The 23,640-nt window shown below is 54.9% G+C and carries 23 protein-coding genes; 11 read left to right on the top strand and 12 right to left on the bottom strand.

Annotated features, from left to right (window positions below; genetic code table 11):
* Position 1: 1 nt before the first annotated feature.
* The 8 genes from CLV41_RS03940 (at position 2) to CLV41_RS03970 (ending at position 7,979) form a co-directional block, all read left to right on the top strand.
* Positions 2-1,327 carry an RkpR, polysaccharide export protein gene (locus CLV41_RS03940; protein ID WP_103220930.1) on the top strand — a complete coding sequence of 442 codons (1,326 nt, stop codon included), beginning with the start codon at positions 2-4 and terminating at the stop codon, positions 1,325-1,327.
* A gap of 52 nt (positions 1,328-1,379) precedes the next feature.
* On the top strand, positions 1,380-2,426 hold the full coding sequence (locus CLV41_RS03945) for a capsular polysaccharide export protein, LipB/KpsS family (protein ID WP_103220931.1): 1,047 nt from the start codon (positions 1,380-1,382) through the stop codon (positions 2,424-2,426).
* Positions 2,427-2,596: 170 nt separating this feature from the next.
* On the top strand, positions 2,597-3,526 hold the full coding sequence (locus CLV41_RS03950; RefSeq protein ID WP_103220932.1) for an N-acetylneuraminate synthase family protein: 930 nt from the start codon (positions 2,597-2,599) through the stop codon (positions 3,524-3,526).
* A 1-nt stretch (position 3,527) separates the two neighbouring features.
* The gene (locus tag CLV41_RS03955; RefSeq protein ID WP_103220933.1) at positions 3,528-4,703 is read left to right on the top strand and encodes an acylneuraminate cytidylyltransferase; all 1,176 of its coding nucleotides are present in this window, start codon (positions 3,528-3,530) and stop codon (positions 4,701-4,703) included.
* A gap of 6 nt (positions 4,704-4,709) precedes the next feature.
* Positions 4,710-5,924, top strand: coding sequence for a DUF6716 putative glycosyltransferase (locus CLV41_RS03960; RefSeq protein ID WP_103220934.1), 1,215 nt, complete (start codon positions 4,710-4,712; stop codon positions 5,922-5,924).
* 94 nt (positions 5,925-6,018) lie between these two features.
* The gene (locus CLV41_RS27435; RefSeq protein WP_146048493.1) at positions 6,019-6,204 is read left to right on the top strand and encodes a hypothetical protein; all 186 of its coding nucleotides are present in this window, start codon (positions 6,019-6,021) and stop codon (positions 6,202-6,204) included.
* The gene (locus tag CLV41_RS03965; protein ID WP_103220935.1) at positions 6,201-7,247 is read left to right on the top strand and encodes a DUF6716 putative glycosyltransferase; all 1,047 of its coding nucleotides are present in this window, start codon (positions 6,201-6,203) and stop codon (positions 7,245-7,247) included. The genes CLV41_RS27435 and CLV41_RS03965 overlap by 4 nt, the downstream gene beginning before the upstream one ends.
* Positions 7,248-7,415: 168 nt before the next feature.
* Positions 7,416-7,979, top strand: coding sequence for a D-sedoheptulose-7-phosphate isomerase (locus tag CLV41_RS03970; protein ID WP_208987257.1), 564 nt, complete (start codon positions 7,416-7,418; stop codon positions 7,977-7,979).
* Here the strand turns inward: CLV41_RS03970 and CLV41_RS03975 are convergent.
* From CLV41_RS03975 to CLV41_RS04020, 10 genes are read right to left on the bottom strand one after another with little or no spacing between them, the layout of a single operon-like run.
* Positions 7,972-8,706 carry a nucleotidyltransferase family protein gene (locus CLV41_RS03975; protein ID WP_103220937.1) on the bottom strand — a complete coding sequence of 245 codons (735 nt, stop codon included), beginning with the start codon at positions 8,704-8,706 and terminating at the stop codon, positions 7,972-7,974. The genes CLV41_RS03970 and CLV41_RS03975 overlap by 8 nt on opposite strands.
* On the bottom strand, positions 8,706-10,214 hold the full coding sequence (locus tag CLV41_RS03980; protein ID WP_103220938.1) for a PfkB family carbohydrate kinase: 1,509 nt from the start codon (positions 10,212-10,214) through the stop codon (positions 8,706-8,708). Before CLV41_RS03980 ends, CLV41_RS03975 begins: the two co-directional genes overlap by 1 nt.
* A gap of 25 nt (positions 10,215-10,239) precedes the next feature.
* The gene (locus tag CLV41_RS03985) at positions 10,240-11,316 is read right to left on the bottom strand and encodes a zinc-binding dehydrogenase (protein WP_103220939.1); all 1,077 of its coding nucleotides are present in this window, start codon (positions 11,314-11,316) and stop codon (positions 10,240-10,242) included.
* 47 nt (positions 11,317-11,363) lie between these two features.
* The gene (locus tag CLV41_RS03990; RefSeq protein WP_235867048.1) at positions 11,364-12,410 is read right to left on the bottom strand and encodes an alpha-ketoacid dehydrogenase subunit beta; all 1,047 of its coding nucleotides are present in this window, start codon (positions 12,408-12,410) and stop codon (positions 11,364-11,366) included.
* A 15-nt stretch (positions 12,411-12,425) separates the two neighbouring features.
* A complete protein-coding gene (locus CLV41_RS03995; protein WP_103220940.1) occupies positions 12,426-13,397 on the bottom strand; it encodes a thiamine pyrophosphate-dependent dehydrogenase E1 component subunit alpha in 972 nt (323 codons plus the stop codon).
* Complete coding sequence (locus tag CLV41_RS04000) at positions 13,394-14,053, bottom strand: class I SAM-dependent methyltransferase (RefSeq protein WP_103220941.1); 660 nt, start codon at positions 14,051-14,053, stop codon at positions 13,394-13,396. Before CLV41_RS04000 ends, CLV41_RS03995 begins: the two co-directional genes overlap by 4 nt.
* Positions 14,054-14,090: 37 nt before the next feature.
* On the bottom strand, positions 14,091-15,197 hold the full coding sequence (locus CLV41_RS04005) for a DegT/DnrJ/EryC1/StrS family aminotransferase (RefSeq protein ID WP_103220942.1): 1,107 nt from the start codon (positions 15,195-15,197) through the stop codon (positions 14,091-14,093).
* On the bottom strand, positions 15,194-16,342 hold the full coding sequence (locus CLV41_RS04010; protein WP_170107106.1) for a DegT/DnrJ/EryC1/StrS family aminotransferase: 1,149 nt from the start codon (positions 16,340-16,342) through the stop codon (positions 15,194-15,196). Before CLV41_RS04010 ends, CLV41_RS04005 begins: the two co-directional genes overlap by 4 nt.
* 45 nt (positions 16,343-16,387) lie before the next feature.
* Positions 16,388-17,377, bottom strand: a complete 990-nt coding sequence (locus CLV41_RS04015) for a GDP-mannose 4,6-dehydratase (protein WP_103220944.1) — start codon at positions 17,375-17,377, stop codon at positions 16,388-16,390.
* 42 nt (positions 17,378-17,419) lie between these two features.
* Positions 17,420-18,370 carry an NAD-dependent epimerase/dehydratase family protein gene (locus CLV41_RS04020; RefSeq protein ID WP_103220945.1) on the bottom strand — a complete coding sequence of 317 codons (951 nt, stop codon included), beginning with the start codon at positions 18,368-18,370 and terminating at the stop codon, positions 17,420-17,422.
* A gap of 160 nt (positions 18,371-18,530) precedes the next feature.
* Between CLV41_RS04020 and CLV41_RS04025 the strand changes: the two genes are divergently transcribed.
* Positions 18,531-19,085, top strand: a complete 555-nt coding sequence (locus CLV41_RS04025; RefSeq protein ID WP_103220946.1) for a D-glycero-alpha-D-manno-heptose-1,7-bisphosphate 7-phosphatase — start codon at positions 18,531-18,533, stop codon at positions 19,083-19,085.
* On the opposite strand, the gene CLV41_RS04030 is transcribed toward CLV41_RS04025, so the two are convergent.
* A complete protein-coding gene (locus tag CLV41_RS04030) occupies positions 19,082-19,981 on the bottom strand; it encodes an NAD-dependent epimerase/dehydratase family protein (protein WP_103220947.1) in 900 nt (299 codons plus the stop codon). The genes CLV41_RS04025 and CLV41_RS04030 overlap by 4 nt on opposite strands.
* Before the next feature lie 90 nt (positions 19,982-20,071).
* Complete coding sequence (locus tag CLV41_RS04035; protein ID WP_103220948.1) at positions 20,072-21,295, bottom strand: hypothetical protein; 1,224 nt, start codon at positions 21,293-21,295, stop codon at positions 20,072-20,074.
* Between the two features lie 287 nt (positions 21,296-21,582).
* On the opposite strand from CLV41_RS04035, the gene CLV41_RS04040 reads away from it, so the two are divergent.
* Positions 21,583-22,701 (top strand): hypothetical protein, encoded by a 1,119-nt coding sequence (locus tag CLV41_RS04040; protein ID WP_146048494.1) that lies wholly within the window; start codon positions 21,583-21,585, stop codon positions 22,699-22,701.
* An 87-nt stretch (positions 22,702-22,788) separates the two neighbouring features.
* Positions 22,789-23,607 (top strand): methyltransferase domain-containing protein, encoded by an 819-nt coding sequence (locus CLV41_RS04045; RefSeq protein WP_170107107.1) that lies wholly within the window; start codon positions 22,789-22,791, stop codon positions 23,605-23,607.
* Positions 23,608-23,640 lie beyond the last annotated feature (33 nt).

Below are 23,640 nucleotides of genomic sequence, written 5' to 3' on the forward strand. Positions count from 1 at the left end.
AATGTCTTCAGAAAACAAATTACCTGAGACAGAGGTCCAGGCTGATCCAAAGGGGGCTGCTTTCGCGCTTCCGGCCAAGAAGGGCGGCTCCGTGGCGAAAACCTCCAGTCGTGATGGAAAGCTTGTTACTCGCCTCAAGAAGTCTGGCCTCGACCCACAGAAGCTACTCGATCTCGCGCTTCCTGGCACGACCGCCAAATCGGTGGCGAAAACCCGGCACCGGCTTATTCTGATCGGTTTCTTTTTGTTTGTAGCGCTGCCCTCGGCCTTGTTTTCGGCCTATATGTTCTTTTGGGCAAGCGATCAGTATCACAGCACCGCCGCCTTCGCGGTGCGTAGTTCTGAGTCGGTGGCTGCCACGGAAATCCTTGGAATGGTGATGGGCGGGGGGGGATCTGAGTCCACGACCTCCAACAGTTACATTGTCACGGACTATATCCAGAGCCAGGCGATCCTGGAGGACCTGTCCAAGGACGTTGACCTGCAGGCGATCTTCAACCGTGAAGGCGCCGACCCGTTGTTTTCGATGGGCACTGACCTTCCGATTGAGACGCAATTGGACTACTGGAACAAGATGGTCGATGTCAGTTTTGACGCGACTTCCAGCGTGATTTATCTCGAGGTACGCTCGTTCCGGCCGGAGGATTCGGTAAAGATTGCCGAGGCGGTGCTTGAGCGTAGTGAGGTCCTGGTCAACAAGTTGTCTGAAGCGAACCGGCGGCAGACTGTCCGCTATGCCGAGGAAGCCGTCGCCCGGGCTGAAGCGCGGCTCAAGGCCATCCGCAAGCAGATGCTGGCTTATCGACAGGAAACTCAGGAAGTCGATCCGGAAGCGAATGCGGAAATCGCTGCTGAAATGATTGCCGAACTGGACAGCGAGCGGGCGAGCCGCGAGGCCGAAAAGGCAACTCTCATGGGATACCTGGATGAAGAATCCCCGCGCATCCGAATGCTGGATCAGCAGATCGCTGCACTGGAAGGCGAGATTGCCACGGTGCGTCAGCGTCTCGGTTCAGGCAGTGCGTCCGTAGACGAAACTGGCGATCGCCGCGACAACCTGTCGCTGAGGCTGGCCGACTATTCCGATCTGGCGGTGGAAGAGGAATTCGCGCAGCAACTCTATGTCACTTCTCTGGCGAGCCTGGAAAAAGCGCGTCAGGAAGCCGACAACAAGAGTCTTTATCTGGCGACCTTCATTCAGCCGACCTTGTCCGAACAAGCGCAGTATCCGGGCAGGTTCCTCTATTCCCTCGCTGTATTCCTGATGCTGGCCGGGCTCTGGTCCGTTGCCGTTCTACTCTACTACAATGTTCGGGACAGGACCTGACCGCTTGGCTGAGGCTGTCGAATACTATAATTCAGTATCGGGTTGAACGCGCATGAGGATCGGTGTTGCCACATCCGGCTTATGGCGACTTCGGGGCGCGGTCGAGATGCTCGCAGGCTTTTCAGCCTGTCGGTTTCCACACTATGGGTTAGGCGTTGACGCAATCGCCGGATGGGGCCACAAGCCAACCTCTGCCAAAGCCCGGCAGTTGGCCCGCCGGCGATGCATTCCCTATGTTGCCTTTGAAGACGGCTTCCTGCGTTCCGTGCTGCCGGGAGATACGGAAAAGCCTTTAGGCATGGTCATGGACCGGACCGGCATCTACTATGACGCTTCACAGCCGAGCGACATGGAAGCCTATATCAATCGGCGGCGGTCCGTTGGCAGTAGCCCTGAGGTCCGGGTGGCGATCGAACAACTGCGCTGCAGCCGGCTGTCGAAATACAATAATGCGACGATCGACGATCTGTCCGGGCTTGGACTATTGTCTGCCGACAGGCGGGAACGGGTGCTGGTAATCGATCAGACCGCCGGGGATGCAGCAATTGTTGGCGCCGGCGCAGATTCGGAAAGCTTTGACATAATGCTCAGGACTGCTGCAGCGGAAAATCCAGCTGCGGAAATCCTGCTGCGCGTTCATCCCGAGACTATGCTTGGCCGCAAAGCGGGACATTTTGACAGCGACCGTCTCAAAAGTCTTGTGAATACTGATGCAACGCTGGAGCGCTGCCAAGCGGAAGGCCGGTTGCGGCTGATCCCAGAGCCGGTTAATCCATGGGCGCTGCTGGAGGGATGCGCGAAGGTATATTGCGTCTCCAGCCAGTTGGGCTTCGAGGCCGTACTTGCCGGCTGTGAAGTCCACTGTTTTGGCATGCCTTTCTATGGCGGGTGGGGGATCACACGAGATCGTAGAGTTCCGGCACCGCCGCGACGGGGGATCGCAACCGTCGAGGCAGTGTTTGCCGGCGCCTATCTCGATTACAGTTTTTACGTAGATCATGCGGCCAAGTCGTTTCTGGATTTTTGTGAAGTCATCGACTTTCTGTCACTAAGTCGAAATAGTTTGCTCTCCGTCACCAGTCTAGGTGGCGGCAATTGATTGCTTCGGCCGCAGCACGGGTTAGGCTACAATAAAAGTTTGGCTCTGGCCTTGTCCTACTAGGAGGGATGTGGGAATAGAGCGTCGAAGGAGGCTCGGCGCGGTAGACGAAGCCTGCCTTGCGTTTTTCAGGCCAGCTACGGTTCAGGTTCGGCTAAGAAGGTATAAAGATGGTTGAAGTCAAGGTTATTGCAGAAATCGGTTGTAACCATAAGGGCGACATGGATATCGCCAAGGAACTGATCCAGGTTGCGAGCAAGATCTGCGGTGCGGATGTGGCCAAGTTTCAGAAAAGGCACAACCGCGAGCTTCTAACAGCAGAAGAATACTCAACACCGCATCCAGTGCCGGAAAATGCCTATGGAGCAACCTATGGCGAGCACCGCGAGTATCTTGAATTATCCGTTGGCCAGCACAAAGAATTGCAGGAAGAGTGCCGTCTTGCCGGCATCGATTATTCGACTTCTGTCTGGGACCTGACTTCGGCACAGGAGATCGTGTCTCTGAAACCAAACCTGATAAAGCTCCCCTCGGCGACAAATCAGCATTTCGTTTTGCAGGAATATCTCTGCAAAAATTATGATGGCGAGATCCACGTTTCGACGGGCATGACCACGCGCGATGAAATCGAGAAGGTCATTGCGTTCTACGAAAAACATGGTCGCGCCAAGGATCTTGTGGTCTATGCGTGCACCTCTGGCTACCCGGTTGCGTTCGAAGATCTCTGCCTGATGGAGATCAACACTCTTCAGGAAAAATACGGGGACCGCGTCAAGTCCATTGGTTTTTCTGGGCATCATCTCGGCATTTCCGCCGACGTCGCTGCGATGGCAATCGGCGCTGTGGGCTACGAGCGCTACGGCAAGGGCAAGTTCGAATATATCGAGCGCCACTTCACGCTCGACCGGACATGGAAGGGTACGGATCACGCCGCAAGCCTTGAACCGGACGGCCTGCGTCGTATGTGCCGTGACCTACGCAACGTCGCCAAGGCACTTGAGTACAAACAGTCGGACCTGCTCGACGTCGAGCTTGTTCAGCGTGACAAGCTGAAGTGGCGCGAAGAAAAACACGGAGCAAATATCCGAGAAGTTTCCTGAGATGGATTCGATTGCGGTCATTCCCGCCCGGGGTGGGTCGGTCGGCCTTCCGGGAAAAAACGTGCGGCCCCTTCTTGGGGTGCCGCTTGTGGCGCGCTGTATTGAAGCCGCGCGGTATTCTCGGCACCTTAGAGCCGTCTATGTTTCGACAGACGATCCCGGGATTGCTCAAGTGTCGAAAGCCGCCGGTGCAGAAGTGATCATCCGGCCGGACGATCTCAGCAACAGCACCGCCAGTTCGGAATCGGCATTGCTTCATGCCCTTGAATGGCTCGGGCAATCCGGCCAGGCTGTTCCCGAGTATCTTGTCTTCTTGCAGTGCACGTCGCCTTTCATTTGTGCGCAAGACATCGACTCCGTTCTTGAGAAAATGGTTCAGAAAGGCGCGGCGGCTGCGTTTTCGGTTGTCGAGGACCATGGATTTATTTGGCAGGAAGACGACGCCGGTTTTGCCTTGGGCATCACGCATGACGCCGAGAAGCCGCGGCCCAGACGGCAGGACATGAAACCCCGCTACAGGGAAAACGGCGCGATATACGCGATGCGCGTCGCCGATTTTCTCAAAAAGCGGGAGCGTTTTTGTGGGCCGACAGTGATGGTTCCAGTCGCAGGACCAGCTTTCGAAATTGATGACCAGAGCGATTGGGACATTGTCGAAGCATTTCTGAAAGCGCGTCCTAGGGCCACTCTCCGGGAGGTCGTCAAGGCGACCATAAAAGCCGTGGTCATGGATTTCGACGGTGTTCACACGGACGATTGTGTAACGGTGGATCAGGACGGCCGCGAAATGGTCAAGTGCAGCCGCCGAGATGGGCTTGGCCTTGAAACGCTCCGCAAGCGGGGCGTCAAGATGATGATCCTCTCCAAGGAGAGCAACCCGGTGGTGCGGGCGAGGGCTGACAAGCTGAAGATGCCGGTCCAAAACCAGATCGACGACAAGTTGCCGGTTCTCGATAGCTGGCGCCAGGAACAAGGTCTGGACTGGTCCGAAGTCGCGTTTATCGGCAACGACGTGAATGATTTGGAATGCATGAAGGCCTGCGCGCTGTCGTTTGCGCCCGCAGACGCCCATGATACTGCCAAGGCGGTTGCGACCTGTGTTCTGACCAAGGGGGGAGGGAATGGTGCCCTTCGTGAGATGTGCGACATGCTGGTTGCCGAATCCCTGTTGGGGTGATTTGGTATGAAGGTTCTCGCGCTTGCGGGATACGATTCCTTTCTCAATACCGCGCGCCTGATTGCGCCGTATTTCGAGAAACACGGTGCCAGCGTTGAGTTTGGTATCGTCAAAGCGCGCAGCAAGACACAGATCACCGAGCGACAAGTCGCCGAAATGGGCATTGAGCGGCTCGTTCAAAATATCGATATTCGGCGTTTCTGCGAGGAAGGTCGGTTTCGGGACTATGACATCATTCTGTCGTGTCTGGAGGGGCTCTCAAGCCGTCGGATTTTCTACTATCTGGCGCAGCACGATGAAAAAAGGCCATTTGTGATCAGCCTGTATCCCGGACTTCTGCTGCGCAATGCCTATGAAGGGCATGCCGCAAGGGCTCCGGCGGACCGGATCTGGCTGAATTGCCGGAGAGACTTGCAGGCTTACCAGGCCATGTGCCGGTCCTTCGGCATGGATGGCTCCAACGCGCGCTTGTTTGGGCTGGCGTCGGTGCTCGAAAAAGTCGAGCGCATGCCCGTAGTTGACAGGAACGGACCCGTCGTGTTCTTCGAGCAGGCTGTAATTCCGCGCTTTTACGAAGAGCGAAAATACATGGTTGAAGCTCTTTGCGATCTGGCGAGGCGTTACCCGGACAGGTCGTTCCTCATAAAGGCACGCGCTTCGGGCAAACAGGCGACCTTGCACAGCGCCTGGCATGCAATCGACAAGCTGCTGGATGAAGTAGCCAGTGAGGAAAAGGGTGTTCCTGACAATATTCAGATGACCGGAGAAACGGCCACGCAACTCTTGTCCTGTGCAAGCTGCTGCCTCACGGTCACTTCGACGGTAGCTGTCGAGGCGATCCATGCAGGCGTTCCGACCGCGCTGGTGTCCGATATCGGCGCCAGCGATGATTACGGGCTGCAGTATTTCTACGGTTCGAATCTTCTGACCGGTTTGGAACAGCTCGACCTGGACAATGTAAGTGCGCCGGATCCGGATTGGTTGCTGACCCATACACATGATCCCTATAAGGTGATCGAGGATCTTGTGCAGGATTGCATCGAAAACGCGAAAACTGGGCAACTAGACCACTGGAGCCGGAGTATCGCAATGGGATCCATGGGGATTCAGAAAACGTTGCTCCAGCCAGACCCGGAATATTTCCTTTCGCAAGGATACAAGAAACGCAGATCCATTTTCTCTACCATCAGGCTCCGTATAGCCAAATGGTTGGGCCACTGATGGACGCGTTCAGGACACGACGGCTGGCGGCAATGCCTGCAGCGACTGTTGCCGAAACCAATTTAGAACCGACAAGTCTGCAAGGAGGCTGGATTTGAACAGCTGGGCAGAAAGACTGATGTCGATGATCTCCCTGCTCGAGCGGCTTGTGCGGCAAAAGCACCAGCAAACCAGCGCCGGGATGAACGTTGAGCAGGAGCAGGAACTGCGGGCGCAATACCGGGCGCATGACCTCAAGCAGGCCCAAATTCTCGAAGACTTTCTGAAGAACCTGAAATGAGAGCGCTTCTTCATTTCAATGATGATTCTACCCTGTTTTTTGTCTCCCGGGTCAAGCGGGATCTCAAAGACCGCGGAATTGAATGCATGACATTCTACCTCGCCAAGCGCGGAAAAGAGGGACTTGTCACGCAAAGGCAGATGCAACTGTTTCTGCCCGAGGGACCGGATATTGTCTCCTCGGATTTCAGTGCCAGGATGTTGGGTGCGTTCGATGCGTTCATAACCTGCAAACCGACCAAAGAGATACGGCAGCTGGTCGCGAACAGAAACTATATGAAACGGGATCAGCGTCCCTGTTTTGTCACTTTCCAACCCGGTCTGGAATTCTCGCCGGAAAAGGGAATTGAAAACCGCAAAAACTTCGACGCAATTTTTGTAAATCGGTTTGCCGATGTCGCGACAAGTAGAAACAAACAGACTTCCCGGCGCCCGCAATTTGTTTCCTGGGGGCATCCTTACTTCGCCCCGCCGTCAGGGTACCGAGAAGACGCAGGTGGGCCGGTGTACTTTTTTGCACAGGCGATCAGCCCGAGAACATTCGCCGCGCGGCTGCATGTGCTGGAAGCTCTTCGTGCAATTGCGCTCGCCAACCCTCACCGTAAAGTTGTCATCAAGCTCAGGCATCTGCCGGGTGAAAATGCCGAACATGTGCACAAAGAAGATCACAGCTACCCTGAGCTTCTCGGCCATCTGGAGACGTGTCCCCCCAATCTGCTGGTGTCGGCCTGCTCACTTGAAGAGGCTTTGGAAAAGGCATCGGTGGCACTCACCTGTACGTCGACCGCTGCTATGGATGCAATCAGCGCAGGCCTGCCGACCCTCGCGTATACCGACTATGTCGAGAATTACCTCGACCCGATGTCTGGAGCCATGGCCGAGTTGTTTAGCGGCAGTGGTATCGTGTCGCCACTGGAGCGTTTTCTCGATCTGGAAACCCGACGACCGGACGCGGAATGGATCGAAGAAAATTTCCGCGATCCCAGTTTGATTTATTCGGAATTGGAAAAGACGGTCCAGGTGCTCAAGAAAGGGGGCAGATAAGGCTTTCAAACGCGCGCGCCATGTGCGAGAGAAAACACGTTTTGCCTCAGAAATGTGCGAATTGGCCTTGGAATATCCTCTAATGTTCGCTGGGCAAATGACGAATGAGTTGCGCATCCCCGCCGGGAATACGTATCTGAAATAACGATGCAAAATAGGAGCTTGTCTGTGAACGACTGGAACAATTGGCTAGACGAGTATTATGCAAAGTTCAAACCTGCATTCGATCCAGCGGTATATGCAAACCTTGTTGCGTTTCGAGATCTGGCCGTCGATGTACGAGAACGGAAGGCAAAGCTGATCTTTGCCGGCAACGGTGCCAGCGCTTCCATCTCCTCGCATGGACGCGTGGATTTTACCAAGCAGGGCAAGGTTCGCTCGCTCGATTTCAACGAGCCCAATCTGATTACGGCTTTCTCGAACGACTATGGCTATGAAAACTGGGTCGCGCGCGCTCTGGAGGCTTTTGCCGACGAAGGGGATGTTTGCGTCTTCATCTCTGTCAGCGGAACGTCGCCGAATATTGTCAAGGCTGCTGAATATGCCAAGTCAAACGGTTTGCAGGTAGTGACGTTCACCGGGAAATCGCTGGATAATCCCCTGAAGGCCTTGGGCGATATCAATTTTTGGATGGATTCGTCCGCCTACAACGTCGTCGAGGCTGTCCACATGATGTGGTTGACAACGGTGGTCGACATGCTGATCGGCAAGGCCGAATATTCGGTCAGCTGAACCAGTTCTGGGCCTTCATGAAGGTGCGCTGTTCACGTATATCCAGTTGCGCCAAGCCATAGGTCTGCAAGGTTCCGATATCCATGTGATAGCGGTCATTGTGCCATGCGAAAATGCGGCCAAGGAATTTGGGAATCACATCTATGCTCAGGTCAGGCGACTCAAGGTCCATCTGGTCTATAAATCTGACGACCTCGGGTTCCATGATGTAGACAGCGGCGCTGGCCCGCGTGCCGGGCGGGTTCGGAACTTTTTCGTGAAACTCCCGCACCAGCCCGTCCTCATCGCAAATGACAATTCCGCACTGGGTTGGATCCGGAGCTTCGAAGGTCATCATCGTCATTGCAGCAGATGCAGGCCGGTTTTCATGCCCGGCCTTAAAAGCATTGAAATCGCAAATGCAGAGATTGTCAGCATGGGCGACGATGCAGGGGCCGTCTATGCAGAAGTCCGCGTTTTGACGGATCGTTCCGGCGGTTCCCAGAAGTGTTTTTTCGTGCACAACGACGATACGGTCGCGGAAGGAGGAACGTGCGACAAGCTCATTCACCTGGTCAGCGAGGTAATGCGTGTTGATCAGGATTTCCTCAATTCCGGAGTTGAACAGGGAATGCAGCCAGTACTCGAGCAGCGGTCGTCCATCAATTGGTACGAGAGCTTTCGGAACATGGTCGGTCACCGGCTGTAACCGCGTCCCAAAGCCTGCAGCGAGCAATATCGCGCGCATCACACATGTTCCTCATGCTTCAGTTCCCGGACAATTTCCTCAGGCTTCAACGGGATGTTGCCGACCCGTCCCACCTGGCAGGCTGAGGCAATCGACCCGAGATAGGCCGCTTCCCATATCGTGCCCCCTCCGGCAAGAACGAGCGTGGACATCACAAGCATGGCATCTCCCGCGCCTGCCGGATCCTTGGGACTCTGATTCATGGCCGGCAGGCGATCATTGTTCCAAGCTTCATCTGAGCCTTCCGGCACGTCTGTCGTGTGGATCAGGAGGCCTTCGCCGCCCAGTGTGATGTAGATATGCTGAGCTTGGGTCTTTTGCCGCAGCTGTTCAGCCACGTTGACAATGCCATCTTCACTGTTTTGCAGCGCAACTCTGGCTTCCCGCTCCGTCGGTGTTAAGAGCCACGTGTTGCGGTAGCGGGAAATGTCACCGATTTGGGATGAAGTCTGGCTGTCCGCCGCCACCAGAATATTGTGGCGTTGAGCAATTCTTGTGATTGTCTCAACGAGACTTTGCGGCAGGATGCCGTAGTTGAAATCGGAAAAAATCACCGCGTCGATGGAGGCAGCTTTTTTCTCAAATGCAGCGACGATCTGCTGCTGTGCCTCTTCTTCAATTGCCTGTTCTGTAAAATTGTTCACGCGCAACATGGTTTTGCCTTCTGCGCGGTACCGTTTCTTGTGTGTTGTCTTTCGGAACTCGTCACGGATTACAATTCCATTGATGTCGAGTTTCTTGAGCGCGTCTTCAGCGAAATTTGCAGGTTCGTCCTTTCCCGTGACCGTGGCAAATGTCACTTTCGCGCCTAGACTGCGCGCGTGGCCGGCAACGATACCTGCCCCCCCGAGAAAGAAATTGGACTTCAACGGCCGCACGACGATCGTTGGGTCCTCGCGAGACATGCCAACCGCATCACAGAAGGCGTATTCGTCAATGATCGTGTCACCGATGACCCAGAGATTAAGATCCTTGAACCCACAGATATAGCGGCGGAGTTGCTCGAGGGTCACTTGATGACGGTCCAGATATCCAATCGGCTTGAGAATGTTCGACCGGTATGTGCCACTGTCTGAGCCGTTTTCCCCGTTTGGCGCGAGCGGTGCGCTTGCGCCTGAGCTGTACACCACGTGACCGCCATAGCTCTCGACAAGTCTCTCTTCAGCCGGGTTCTTTCCCCGATGCTCCGGACCCATGACAACGACTTCGGGTTTGAGGTCGTTCAGCAGGGCGTCAAGGCCATGCCACATGACGATGACATCGTCGACGCAGCTTATGCTTTGAAGCGCTATCTTGCGATCGTTGTCCGGCAAAGTGGAAGAGGGGTGGTCCTTGGGTTTTGCGATCAATCCAATGACGAGACGGTCTCCCTGCTCTGCGGCGTAGTAGATCATTCGCAGGTGCCCGGGATGCAGGATATTGAAATAGCCGGACACGAAAACGATTTTGCCGTTCTTCGGCAACTGCTCGCGAATGCGGTCTGCCTCGCTTCTATAGGAGCTGGACATCTTTTGGACGTTCCCGAAAGTGTTCTTAGGCGGCGTCTGCCGGCGGTTCGTTGATCTTTATGAGCGCCCGGATGATTTTCCTGTTTTCAAGATCTTCCAGGGCTTCATTGATGGTGTGCAGCGTATAGGTATTGCTCAGGAGGCGCTCGAGCGGCAGATGCCCCTTGCGGAAAAGATCAGCCAGAATTTCCAGATCGCGATCCGGCTTTGAACTGCCACCCCAGCTCCCCCTGATTTTCTTGCCTTTGATCAGCTCGAACGGATCCAGCCGGATCATGTCGCCGGCTTTCGGATGGGATGCGAATACCAGTTCACCGCCACCGGGACGGATGACATTGAACGATCGTTCGATCATCTCGGCAAGTCCCGTTGCTTCAACGGCATGGTCAACGCCCTTGCCGTCGGTCAGCGCAAGGATCTCGGCTTCCCAGTCGTCTTTGCTGGCATGGAAGACATGGGTGGCGCCGAATTCCCTGGCAAGGTCAAGTTTGCTTTGCTCAATGTCGACGGCAATCAGCACGGTAGGGTCAAAGGTCGTTGCGGCGAGCAGCGCGCTGATACCGATACCACCCAGGCCGATCACGGCAATCTTGGCGCCCTTTGCGGGTTTGATGTCATTCAGGACGATGCCGGCTCCGGTCGGCAGCGCGCAGCCAAGAAGGACACCGAGGTCAAACGGAATACCGTCCGGTTTCCGGACCAGGCGATTTTCGGAAACAACGGCGTATTCTCCGAACGTTGTGACACCGCCCGAGTTGATGGTCTCCCCGGACGGACCGGCATAACAACATCCGCCGGCTTCTTGCCCGGTGCCCTTGATCCAGGTCATGACCACGTAGTCACCTGGTGCAACCTTGGTGACACCGTCTCCCACGGCGACGACTTCGCCTGTTCCCTCGTGCCCGAGCATATGCGGCAAATAAGGATCCTTGCCACGATGTCCGCGTGCTTCCATGACCTGGCTGTGGCAAAGGCCCGCGTAGAAAATCTTGATCAGGGTTTGTCCCGACTTCAGTGCGGGAAACTGGATGCCCTTGATCAGTTCCAGCGGTTTGTTCAGCTCCTTGAGCACAACCGCATCAAAGGTGGAATTTTCCGACATGACACTTTCCCATGTTCAGGCTGGGGTCAGACTGACCCGGTTTTTGCTTAGAACGGTCCGTTGAACCAGGTTCCCGGGACGTCATGTGCCCAGGTCTGTTGGGCCTGCAAGCTTTCTTTTTCGAGGTCTCTTCCGATCAGTGAGGAAATTGCACCAACAACTTCCCCGGAACCGGGATAGAAGTTCTTCGTCAGTGCCGGGCTGGTCGGCTGGCTGTGATCGGGCAGGCACAGCCGCTGAGGCGGTGCTTTCAGGACACCGGGCATTTCCATGGCCACACGGGCAATGATCTCGGAAGACACCGACGCCATCGGTGCGCCGATGTCCAGCACCAGCAGGCGTCCCGTGCGTTTGACCGAGCTGAACACGGCGTCCCAGTCAAGGGGACGAACGGTGCGCAAGTCGATGACGTCGCAGCCAACACCCTGAGCCTTGACGTGCTCGGCTGCATGGAGAGCCTCAACGGTCATGAAGGAGTTTGACACAATTGTCACGTCGTCGCCCTGGTGTGCAAGACGGGCCTTGCCCAGGGGAATTCTGAAGTCGCCCTCGGAGACCTCGCCTTCCATGTTGTGCAGCCAGCGGTGCTCAAGGAAGACCACCGGGTTGTTGTCGAAAATGCTTTCCAGCAACAGACCTTTCGCATCTTCGGCGTTTGTAGGCATGACGACCTTCAGTCCGGGAATATGGGCAAACCAGGAATGGAGCGCCTGGGAATGGGTCGGGCCTTGCCCCCAGCCACGTCCGATCACGAGTCGAATGGTGATCGGCACAGAATTTTGCCCGCCGAACATGTAATGCCATTTCGCGGCCGAGTTCACCAGCTGGTCCATGGCCAGGAGGAAGAAATCGACCCGTTGATGAACACACACGGACCGGTAACCGGCTAGGGCGGCCCCTACGGCAACCCCGGTCATTGCGTTTTCAGCCGTTGGCATGTCGAACACGCGATCGGGACCGAATTCCTCAATGAGTCCCTCTGTGGTGCCGAAAATGCGTTTCGGATCGTCGACGCCCAAGCCGTAGCATAGCACCTTGGGATCCTGCCGCATGGCGACTTTCATCGCGTCATTGATGGCGTCCGAAAATTTCACAATAAAATCCCTCAGTTAAGCCATGTATTCGTCGATATAGGCTTCGCTCTCATCGGGGAAGGGAGACTCATTCGCGAACTTGAACGCAGCTTCGACTTCATGTTCGACGTCCTGGTTTATGGACGCAATCCGTTCGGCGCTGATTGTGCCACGTTCCAGGAGACGCCGCTCGAGTTCGGGCAGCGGATCGCGCTCTTTCCAGTTTTCGAATTCGTCCTCGTCCCGGTATGGCAGATGGTTGTCCCAGTTGGGACCGCAGTGTTCGCGCCAACGATAGGTGGTGATCTCGATAAACGCGGGTCCGGCACCGCTCCGCACCTTGTCGACCGCCTTTTGAAGCTCGTCGGTTGTTGCTTCCGGGTCGTCCCCTTCAACGAAATAGGTGTCCAGACCGCCATAGGCGGCGACCATCTCGTGGATCACACGGTTTTTCGGCTGACGAACATTCAGCGGCGAATAAACCGAGTAAAGATTGTTTTCGCAAATGAAGATCACAGGTAATTTCCGGACAGCGGCGATTGTGGCCGACTCGTAAAACGAACCTTCCTCCGTCGCGCCGTCACCGAGGAAAATAGCACTTACCTGTTCCTTTCCGTCAAGCTTTGCAGCCAGGCCGAGACCCACGCCGACCGGAATGGAATTGCCGACGATTGCGGTCGTTCCCATAAAGCCGACGCTCTCGTCGATCAGATGCATGCTGCCGCCACGGCCCCGGCTGCAACCGGTAACCTTGCCGTATATTTCCGCGAGCATTCTTCCGATGTCCCCGCCCTTGCCAATGTAGTGCGCATGACCTCTATGCGAGCTGACCGCATAGTCGCTCGGTTTCAATGCAAGCCCGGCAAGGGCGCCGACCAACTCCTGCCCGATGGACAGATGGGTTGGGCAGCGCATCTGCTGCGGCTGTACCATGTAGCGGTCGGCAATTCCTTGTTCCACGGCACGAATGCGCTTCATGCCGCGCAACAGCTCAATCAGATCTGTCATGGAATAAACCAGTAGTAGTCGCCTGTGTAACCTACCTTGTCGAAGAACTCTTTCCATTCGTCGACATGCATCATTGTCAGGGCTGTCAGGTTCCAGGCCTCCATACGCTCGCGCTCTTCGTCATTGCGATAGGCATCTAGCGTGATGAAGCTTCCGCATTTCGTGACACGTTCGATTTCGCGCAGCGCGGTCGCCAGGTCGTCTTTCTCAAGATTGTGCAGGGTCGTGATCGATATCGATACATCGACGCTGTTGTCTTCGAACGGCAGATCCAGCGCGCTGGCAACCTGCATGTGGGGTTTCATCTCCTCCATGCCGTTTTCAATGGCATATTCTGAAACATCGATCCCCTTCACGACAAGGCCCGGGATCAGGCGGGCCGCGTCATACATCATGAAGCCCTTGGCACAGCCGATGTCGAGAAGAACGTCGCCGGACTTCAGGCCGAAATGCTCCTGGAAAGTCGGAATGACCGGTTCCCAGAACCGGGACATGTAGGAAAACCCGCCGTAGCCGACGTCGCGAGAGCCATCGAAAAACTCCTTGCCGAACTGACGGGCAATCGCCTGCTGCTCGGGCGTCTTGTCCGCACCGCGCGCCGCGGGGTCGCGTTTTGTGCGCGGGTAGTTGACCATCAAGTCGATTTCTTGTCCCATATTTCCTCACACTGACGGCAGACCGTCTTCCAATGTCTCAGGCGGAATAGAAATTCCGAATTTCTTCGATAACACGCTGAATTTCGCCTGGTTGCAGCTCCGGATAAATAGGCAGGCTAACCATTTTCGTCACCTGATCCTCCGCAATCGGGAATGCACCCTCGGAAAGACCCAGATGCTTGGCCGCCGGTTGCCGGTGAAGCAGAATTGGATAGTGAATCTTGGTATCGATCCCTTTGGTATCCAGGTGGTGCATCAGTTCATCCCGGCGATCCGCTAAGATCACGAAATTGTGGTAAACGGAATACTCATGATTGAGCTCGCCCGGAACGCTAACGACGTCCTTCAAGCCTTCGCGATACTGGGCGGCGATGGACCGAAACCGGTCGGTCCAGGCATCGAGCCGTTTTAACTGTACCAGCCCAAGCGCCGCCTGAAGCGTGTCGAGCCGTGAGTTCAAGCCCCATTCCGCACTCGTATTGCGATCGACCAGACCATGATTGCGCAACTGGTTCATGCGCTCATACAGGTGTTTGCACGACGTTGACAGGAAACCGGCATCTCCGAAGACCTGCAGGTTCTTCAGCGGATGCAGACTGAAGCTGGCGATGTCGCCAAGACTTCCGACGGGTTTGCCCTTGTATTTGGCGCCAATGGCCTGTGCGGCGTCTTCTATGACAAAAAGACCGTGACGCTTCGCGATTTCGTTGATCTCGTCCATCGGTGCGGGGCGGCCCGTCAGGTGAACCGGCATGATTGCCTTGGTCCTGGCGGTTATCGCATCTTCAATTCTGACGGGATCGAGATTGTAGTCCGGTCCGACATCGGCGAACCGGACTTCCGCGCCAGTCATCTGAATAGCGCCGGCGGAAGCGATGAAGGAGTTCGGTGCGGTTATGACTTCATCGCCGGGCCCGATGTTCAGGGCCCGCAGGGCGATGATCAGGCCGTCGGTTCCGTTACCTACGCCAAGCACGTAGTCGACACCGCAATAGGCCGCAAGTTTTTTTTCGAATTCCGCGACCTCCGGCCCCATGATGTAAGCGCCGGATCGCAGGACCTTCAAAAAGGCTTCTACGAGTTCGTCTTCATAATCCTTGATCCGCAAGGGCAGGTTTACGAAGGCGACGCGGTCGGTGCTCATCTGTAGAACTCCTTGATCAGGTATACAACTCTGTCCTGCTGCTCCCGGGTTACGAATTCGTGGACTGGAAGCGACATGGTGGTTGCGCAGCAGGCTTCCGCGACCGGGAAGTCGCCAGGCTTGTATCCCCAGTCGGCCGCACCCGGCTGCAGATGCATCGGGATCGGGTAATGCACTTTCGCATCCACACCGCGGGCCTCGAGATAAGCCTGCAATTCGTCTCGCCGCTCGTAACGCAACGAGTAGATATGGAAGACCTGCTTGACTTCGCCGCTGTCGCGTTGCGGGATTGTGATCCCGGAGATACCGGAGAGCTGGGAGTCGAAATACAAAGAGTTTGCGATCCGGCTTTCGGTGATATGGTCGATTTTCTGCAGAACATGGCTTGCGACCACGGCCTGAATGGTGTCCAGGCGCGAATTATAGGCGAACATCGCACAGCGATTGCGGTCGATCAGCCCGTGATTGCGCATCAGGCGCATCTTTTCGGCGAGTTCGTCGGAGTTCGTGCAGGCGAGGCCGCCGTCGCCCCAGACGTTGAGGTTCTTCAGCGGATGCATGGAAAACGCACCGAACTCGCCGAAGGAGCCGGCGCCCTTGCCCTTGTATTTGGCCTGGATACCGTGGCAGCTGTCTTCGACGACCTTGAGACCATGCCGGTTTGCAATCGCCAGGATGTCGTCCATGCGGCACGGTTTGCCCGACCAGTGAACCGGTAGGATCGCCTTCGTTTTCGGGGTGATCGCGGCTTCGATGTTGTCCGGGTTGATGTTGAAATCATCGAGAACATCGACAAATACCGGTCGTGCCCCGGCCGTAACAATGGCGCCGATCGTCGCGTAGAACGTGAAAGGTGTCGTGATGACCTCGTCGCCTTCGCTGACGCCGAGAGCCTTGAGGCTCAGGAAGAGCGCATCGGTTCCGCTGCCGACCCCGATCGCGTGCTTCACTCCGACAACTTCGGCAAAGTCCCGCTCGAACTGATCCACCGCACGACCGAGCGTGAAGTCCCCCTTGCGGACGACCTCACCCACTTTCGCGAGGATCTCCTCATAATCTGCGAACTGGTCGGGCAGGTAATTGTGATTGATGTCGAGTGCATCCGTGCGATCATATTGATCCGGAAGAAAGTTCTGATTGGCCAAAAGTCTTTCCCTTCCATGAAAAGCGGAGCCGGTGGACAGGGGCCCTCAGGCCTTGTGTACGTAGTTTTGTTCCATGGTCTTGATCGTCTCCAGGTTGTCGCGAACCCAGTTGATACACTCTTCAAGACCTTGATCGAGCGTGTATTCCGGTTTCCAGCCGAGCTCTCGCTCTGCCTTGGCAGCCGTCATCAAATACGCCTTGTCCTTACCCGGACGGTCCTCGGTTTCCTGTGCGAAATCAGACAACTGACGATCAAGCAACACGGCAATCTTCTCCACCAGTTCACGGATCGTCACAAACGGATCGGTGGTGAAATGATAGGCCTCGCCGTTCTTGCCGAGCGTCAGCGCCTTGAAGATGCCGCTGGCAACATCATGCCCGTGAATGAAGGCCCTGGTCGAGTGGCCTCCGCCATGCAGCATCAGGGTCTGGTCGGACAAGGCACATATAATCGTCTTGGGGACAATGCGGTAGAGCTGCTGTCCCGGGCCATAGAAATTGGCGAAGCGGGTCAGGACCACCGGGAACTCCCACTGCCGGTAAAACGCCATCAAGCTCATGTCGATAGCCGCATGGGAGACCGCGTAGGGCGTCGAAGGATTATAGGCTTGGGTTTCGTCGATCAAACCGTCGCAATCGCCGAACACTTCCGGTGTCGAGACACGCACATAACGTTTCAGGGACTTCAGATCGCGCAACGCGTTGTGCAGTTTCACCTTCGAGACAATATTGGTCTCGTACCACTGTTCCGGCCAGTTCCAGCTTGGGGCGACCATACCCTGTCCGGCAAAGTCGGCGACATAATCAGGCTGGAAGGCATTGATCGCGCCAAGGATCGCGTCGAGATCATTGTTCACGTCCATCTGCTGGTAGGTGAACGTGCCGATGTTCTGGTTGGTGAGGTAGGGCCTGCAGACCGGGTGAACTTCTTCCGATCTGCTGACGCCATAGACTTCCCATCCCTGCTTCATTGCATAGTTAACAAATGACGCACCTCCAAACGAGTTGCTGCCAAGTACGAATACGCGCGTCATGAAAGTCCCTTAGCAATGACAGGTTTGTTGGATCCGCGGAATTCAGGCCGCGTTCGCCAGAACCGTTTTCTGCATCCAGCGGAGGTTGTGGAACCGATCCTCATCCTTCAGAGCACCAGAATCGTGAGCTTCAATGATTTCGGCGATTGCGTCGTCAACCGACTTGATCGGCTTGAAACCAGTCGCCAGGAGCTTGTCGGAGTTGACCCGGTAGGATCTCGGGTCGTTCGACTCCGTGACGACGATTTCCGCACCGATGCGCTTCGCAGCCATCTCGGCGATGCTCATGATCGAGATGTTTTCAAATCCCGCGTTGAACACGCCCTGGATCTTGCTGCCCTGCTCCAGCATGTAGAGGTAAACGCGGCAGATATCCTGCATGTGGATGTTCGGCCGAACCTGATTGCCACCGAAGACTGTGATGCGCTTGTTGGTCAGGGCTTGCATGGTCAGCAAGTTGACCGAGACATCGAGTCGCATGCGCGGGGAAAGCCCGCAAACGGTGGCCGGACGCACGATCTGAACCAGCATGTCGTCCGCGTAGCTCAGCAGAACCCGCTCGGCGACCATCTTGGTCTTGTTGTATTCACTGATTGGCTCAAGCGTGAGGTCCTCGGTGACCTGATCTTCTTCCTTGACGCCATAAACGCTGCCGGAGGACGCGTAGATGAAGTGTTCGATTCCCAACCGGCGGGCGCGGTCGGCAAGCTGCATCGTTGCAAGAGCGCTCACTTCCCAGGTCAGTTTGGGATTGAGATCACCACAGGGATCGTTGGCGATCGAAGCGAGGTGAATGATTGCATCGATCCCATCGAGATCGATAGCGTCCGAATCCCGCACATCCGCCTGTACAACTTCCAGCGCCGGGTGCTGCGGCAGGAAATTGCCGAACCACTGGGTGTCCACGGCACGAACCTCATATCCGGCTTCCAGCAACATAGGTGTGAGAACAGTACCCTTATAACCGCAAGCGCCGGTAACCAAGATCTTCATGAGAAAAATGAACCCCTAAAGCTAAAAAAAGAGATCGTTTGTACGATGATCTCGCCCGGCGAATTTCCCTTGCGCCGGGCGCCATATCCTTAATACAGCTTGGTTTGGAATTCCAGTGGCTAGGAACTTGATTCTGCATTGCGGCACCGAGGCATCACATATGAACAATCCTGATGACGGACAACTGCCTCCTGTCGCGATCTTCGACAGGGACGACACCCTGCTCGTCGACCGGCATTACATGTGTGATCCGGCAGATATCGAGTGGGTTTCCGGCGCGATCGAAGCCATCTCGCTGCTGAACAAAAAGGGCTACAAGGTCTGTGTCGCCACGAACCAGTCCGGTATCGCGCGCGGGTATTTCACTGAAAAGCAGATGTACGCTTTTCACGAGGCCATGCGAAGCCAGCTTGCAGCGGAAGGCGCCGTGATCGACGGGTTCTTCCACTGTCCGCATCATCCGGGGGGGACAGTTGCTGAGTTCACTCGGACATGCGATTGCCGCAAGCCCTTGCCGGGTCTTATCGGGCAGATCGACCGGGCTTTTCCAATGGACCGGCAGCGTTCGTTTCTGGTCGGGGACAAGCCGAGGGATATCCAGGCGGCGGAAGCATTCGGTATTCCAGGGCACCTGTTCGAAGGCGGATCACTCCTCGACCGGGTGCTCGAGATCTTGGATACGCTGCAAAACGTCAACTCGGTGGGTCTTCCCTAGGAGCCTGCCCCGGCTTCGTCTGCATAACGCGTGACTGCGTCGCCAACCGTCATCGGACTGAAACCGTATTGGTGCTGCGCCTTGCCGATATCTATGGTGACCGGCGACCCGGCGGGGCCTCCGTCGACGATTTCGCTCTGGCTCGAAACCTCTCGTACGATCGTCTCTACTACGTCTCTAACAGCGAGCGGTTTTCGTGCCGCCAGATTGACGATATCCATGCAGGCATCGGTCGTCTTCGAGCCGAGCACGGAGAGCACGAAATTGCAGTAATCGGCGACATGCAGTGTGCTGTTGAACGGAGCGTCCGCGTTGTGGATCCTGACGGGTTCATGTCTACGGGCTTTGTCGACGAGCGACGTGATCCAGTTCGGGTTCGCGCCGGGGCCGATTATCCCGGGGGTTCTCGGGACGACAATCCTCATCGAATCGGCGAAGTCCCGGGCCGCAAGCTCACAAACATACTTCGAAGCGCCATAAGGGGCGGGTGCGGTCGAAAGCGTCGCCTCCGTCCAGTTCCTTGACGGTGCTTGACCATAGACCGAAATCGACGAATGCATGATCACCGTTTTAACACTCAGCAACTGCGCGAGTTCGAACATACCCAGTGTCGACAGGATGTTTCCACGCGCGAACTGGGACGCGGTGATGCCGGGAAAAACGACCTGCGCCGCCAGGTGGACAATGGTTTCAACCGGATAGGGGCACGTAACGCGCTGTGTGAGATCGCCCTCGATGCGCTTGAAGGTGTTGGTGTCGCCGGAAGGCAGGCCTGCGCCGGGTTTCGGACTGCGTAGCAGCGCTATGACCTTATGGCCGGCTTCCAGCAGGCGCTGGACGCAATGCCCCCCCACGAAACCACCCGCACCGGTTACCAGAACCCAGCCTTGTGTCATTTGACATCCTTCAATTCGTTTGAAACCTGAGTGCGATCTGGAAAAGTTCCACGGGACTAGATTGTGCTTGAACTAGATAACTTGGTAATTCTAGCCGTGCTTTTGCGCGTATTTTTGACGAAAAAATGCATAAATTCCACCGTCGTTTAGTTTTCGGTCGTAGTAATCTTCTCGAGTTATAAGGCGAAAGATTATCGACAGCAGAAGTCGATCAAATGGATTTCGAAATTGCGAGACAAGTGCATTCTTGGTGACGTAAAATTGGCTGCGCTTGTGCAATCGACGCCAGTCGTTCGCGGCAAGCCACACAGTGCTGGCGTCCATTTCCTCTACAATTTCTTCAACGAACGGTGAAGTTGGATCATTTTCTATACGCGCATTGCAGTCTTTCGTCAGAACAATCGTTTGCTTGAAAAACGCACGGTTCTGACGACTTGTCGCCATCTCTGCCCAAAGAACATGATCACGCACATCGTTGGGGCGTCTTTTCCGGACGCTAGTGTCCTTCGGGCTTAGTTCCACATTCAAGTGGGTTCGGCTGTCCTTTGCAATATAGACGTCACCGGGGTTGGGAACGACTTGGGCAAGGAAAATATCCATGTAGGTATTTGAAACACCGCGCACATTGGGGTCTGCCGGAATTTCAGCCATGACCTCCGGAAAGATGATGTACGGAATTATCAGGAACGTGTGAACGAGTATGACGTCGTCCGACAGCCTGTGAAACAGTTGGCCACAGTGCTCCTGACTTGGCTCCTTCTCCCAAAACCGATAGGACATATGTCTATGAAGGTTCTTGAAGATCAAAGCGGCAAGGTCTTCTGTGGAAATGTCCAACACACCGTTGTTGAGATAGCCGCCGTCAATGACGTCCCTGATCATGTCGGGCTTGTTCGAGCGCATGTTCCAGGAGCCGACAGCCTTGTATCCCTGATTTAGCGCTTCCACAAATTCCCGGAAACTATCACGTGCCCAAATGCCGTCTACGAACAGGAAACCCAGCGCATCACCGTTCTCGTACGCAGCCTTAACGCCAATGTTCTGAAGATCACTCATCTGTTTATACTTGTGATCGTCGTCTAAGCTGCTAGTTTTTATTATAACATCACCAAATTTTCTAATATTCTCAATCGCACTTGCTTTCTCAAGCTGCCATTTTCCCGGTTTGTCAGTTATGATGTGGAACTTGCATTTATAGTGTTCTGAAAAAAAAGGAATATTTCCCGGCGCAAGTAGCGAAGGGATGCAGATCTCGCAAAGAGTTTGTATAAATTCTTCGCCCCAAACGACGAGAATGAATCGAACGGACTTCATGGATTTGCCTTAGCCTAGCGATCAACTTTTTCGCGTATTTTGGCCGCTCCTCGTCCTTCCACGCGCAACATAATTACTGTGGTTTCTTACGGGTAAGAAGCACCATTTCAGATGAACCAATATGGCCCTTGTTAAGCCAATTTGAGGTTAGGGTCGAGGCGCATTCTGAAGTGAGGTACTGTCCATCGAGGTCAGTATGGACTTGAGTAATTTCTTGGACCTACATTGCGCGCTGGATGAAAAATATATAAGTAGCTGTAAAAGCAGAAGTCTGTTCAGGGTGGCTTATGTCCGAAATATATAAAGAAGCGCGCGAAGCGCATAATAAGAAATTACATGTACTTGCAGAAAAATTATATCGAGAAGATCAACTAAGCAGGAAGGTAGGATTTGGCGGAGGGCTGTACTGGTTAGACTGCATGATTTTGCTTGGAATGAAGGGAGAGGCCGAAGAGCTTATCGAACGTCTCTGGCAAAAACAAACCACCGACGCGGAGAGAGAACTGCTCGAAAAACGCCTTGAATATTATGAAGGTATTCTGGCCGAATGGGCGCAACAGGAACGCTTGCCTTCGCATCTCGATATTGGCTCGATCGCAAAAGAGATGCCGATCAAACCTTTTTATATCTCATCTTATGGCGGGTCCGCGACGGCCTGGCTTTCGGCATCACTTAGCTCGCATCCGGATATCGTCTGCTATCACGGCACCATGTCCTTCCCGCCGGGGCGCGCAGATCGTCGCTTTCATCGCATTCATCCGCGGGAGTTCATGCAGTCGCTGGTGGTGAGTGCAGAAGCGACACGCTTCAAGAAAGCATTCGGTGCCATCCACGGCTATCATGGGACATCCGCCCGAGAAGCCGTTGAAGACCTCGGCGGGACATTCTGCGGTGTAATTCGCCATCCGATTAACCGTCTCAAGAGTCTCAGTCATATCCATCTGGCGGAGCATTGTGAAGCGCTTGAGCCGGTTCGGTTCAGGAAACTGAAGGGGGATGTGATGGCGACGCTCGCGGAAACACAGAACGAACAGCTGCTCGAAAAGGCCGCCAACAGAGCGTCGACGATCTTTCGCAATCTCGTCTGTTACGATTTTCAGATGCATGCGGAATGCGGTCGTGAGCGCCTGTTCAAGATGGAGGACCTGACAAGCAAACGGAAAAGCTACAAGGAATTCTTCAACTACGTGACCGACGGCAAGGTGAGTCCCTCCTGGCGCTACGTGTCCTCCGTGATGAAAATTAACAATCAGAACCGCAGGGTTTCCAATGCCCCGGCCGCTTTTGCGCTTCGTAGCTGGCCGCAAGAAATCAAAAGTCAGATCTATCAGAATATCGAGGATCTCGGGCGCGAAAAGTATGTCGATTTCTATGAGTCCTACGGATACTCTGACCTTATTATCTAAATGGTCGATGAAATATGTTGGTGCCTATCAAAGGCACCTTCTGGCAGATGCTTGAAAAAGGCACATGTGCGTTGTGGAGAGAGCAGTATGAGCAAAGCAATTGACACGAAGCCGGCCGACGAAATGGCCAAGCTCAACTCTTCTGAAGGTCAGAAAGGCGAGACGCCCGGAACCGCTTTCGAGGAAGCAACCGCCGCTGCCAAGAAGATCTGGGCCAACAACGAGAATGAAGAATACCGGAAAGACAATTCACATTTCCGCGGTGTTGGTCGCTGGACGGACGATGAGCGCTGGAAGAGTATCGGTAAGAACTCGCTCACGGCGTTGAATCGCCATATCAGAATGGTCACAAACGACCCGTTTTACTGGACGCAGGAGCGGAACATGCTGGAATGGGGTCCTGGAGGAGGATCCAATGCCTATGCATTTCGGAAACTCGTTCAGTACTACTACGGTGTCGATATTTCCCAAGACAATCTCAATGAGACCGAACGGGTCGCAAGCGAAGATGGAACTCAGGGCTTCGTTCCGGTCCTGTTGAACAGCTCGATTGACGACGTCATCAAAAGCGTTCGTGAGCCGGTCGATATTTTTCTTTCAACAGCCGTTTTCCAGCATTTTCCCTCGAAAGCCTACGGTGTCGAAGTACTGAAATGCGTTCATCAAGTCCTGAAGCCTGGCGGGATCGGAATGGTGCAGATCCGTTTCGACAACGGGAACCCCAAATACAAGCCTATCGCAGAACTCGAAGAATATCATGAGAAGCATATTACTGCGACAAGCTATGCGCTTGACGAATTCTTTGGAATTCTTCAGGAGATCGGCTTCTACGAGATTTTCATCACCGGTCTAAACAGGGACATCAATTACGTAACGTACCTGTTCCGTCGTAAAAACAACGCCTAGCAGTGCAGTCTATGTAATTGAAGCGTGAGGCAA

It is taken from the genome of Roseibium marinum, from assembly GCF_002906165.1.
In the GTDB taxonomy this organism is placed as follows: Bacteria; Pseudomonadota; Alphaproteobacteria; order Rhizobiales; family Stappiaceae; genus Roseibium; species Roseibium marinum.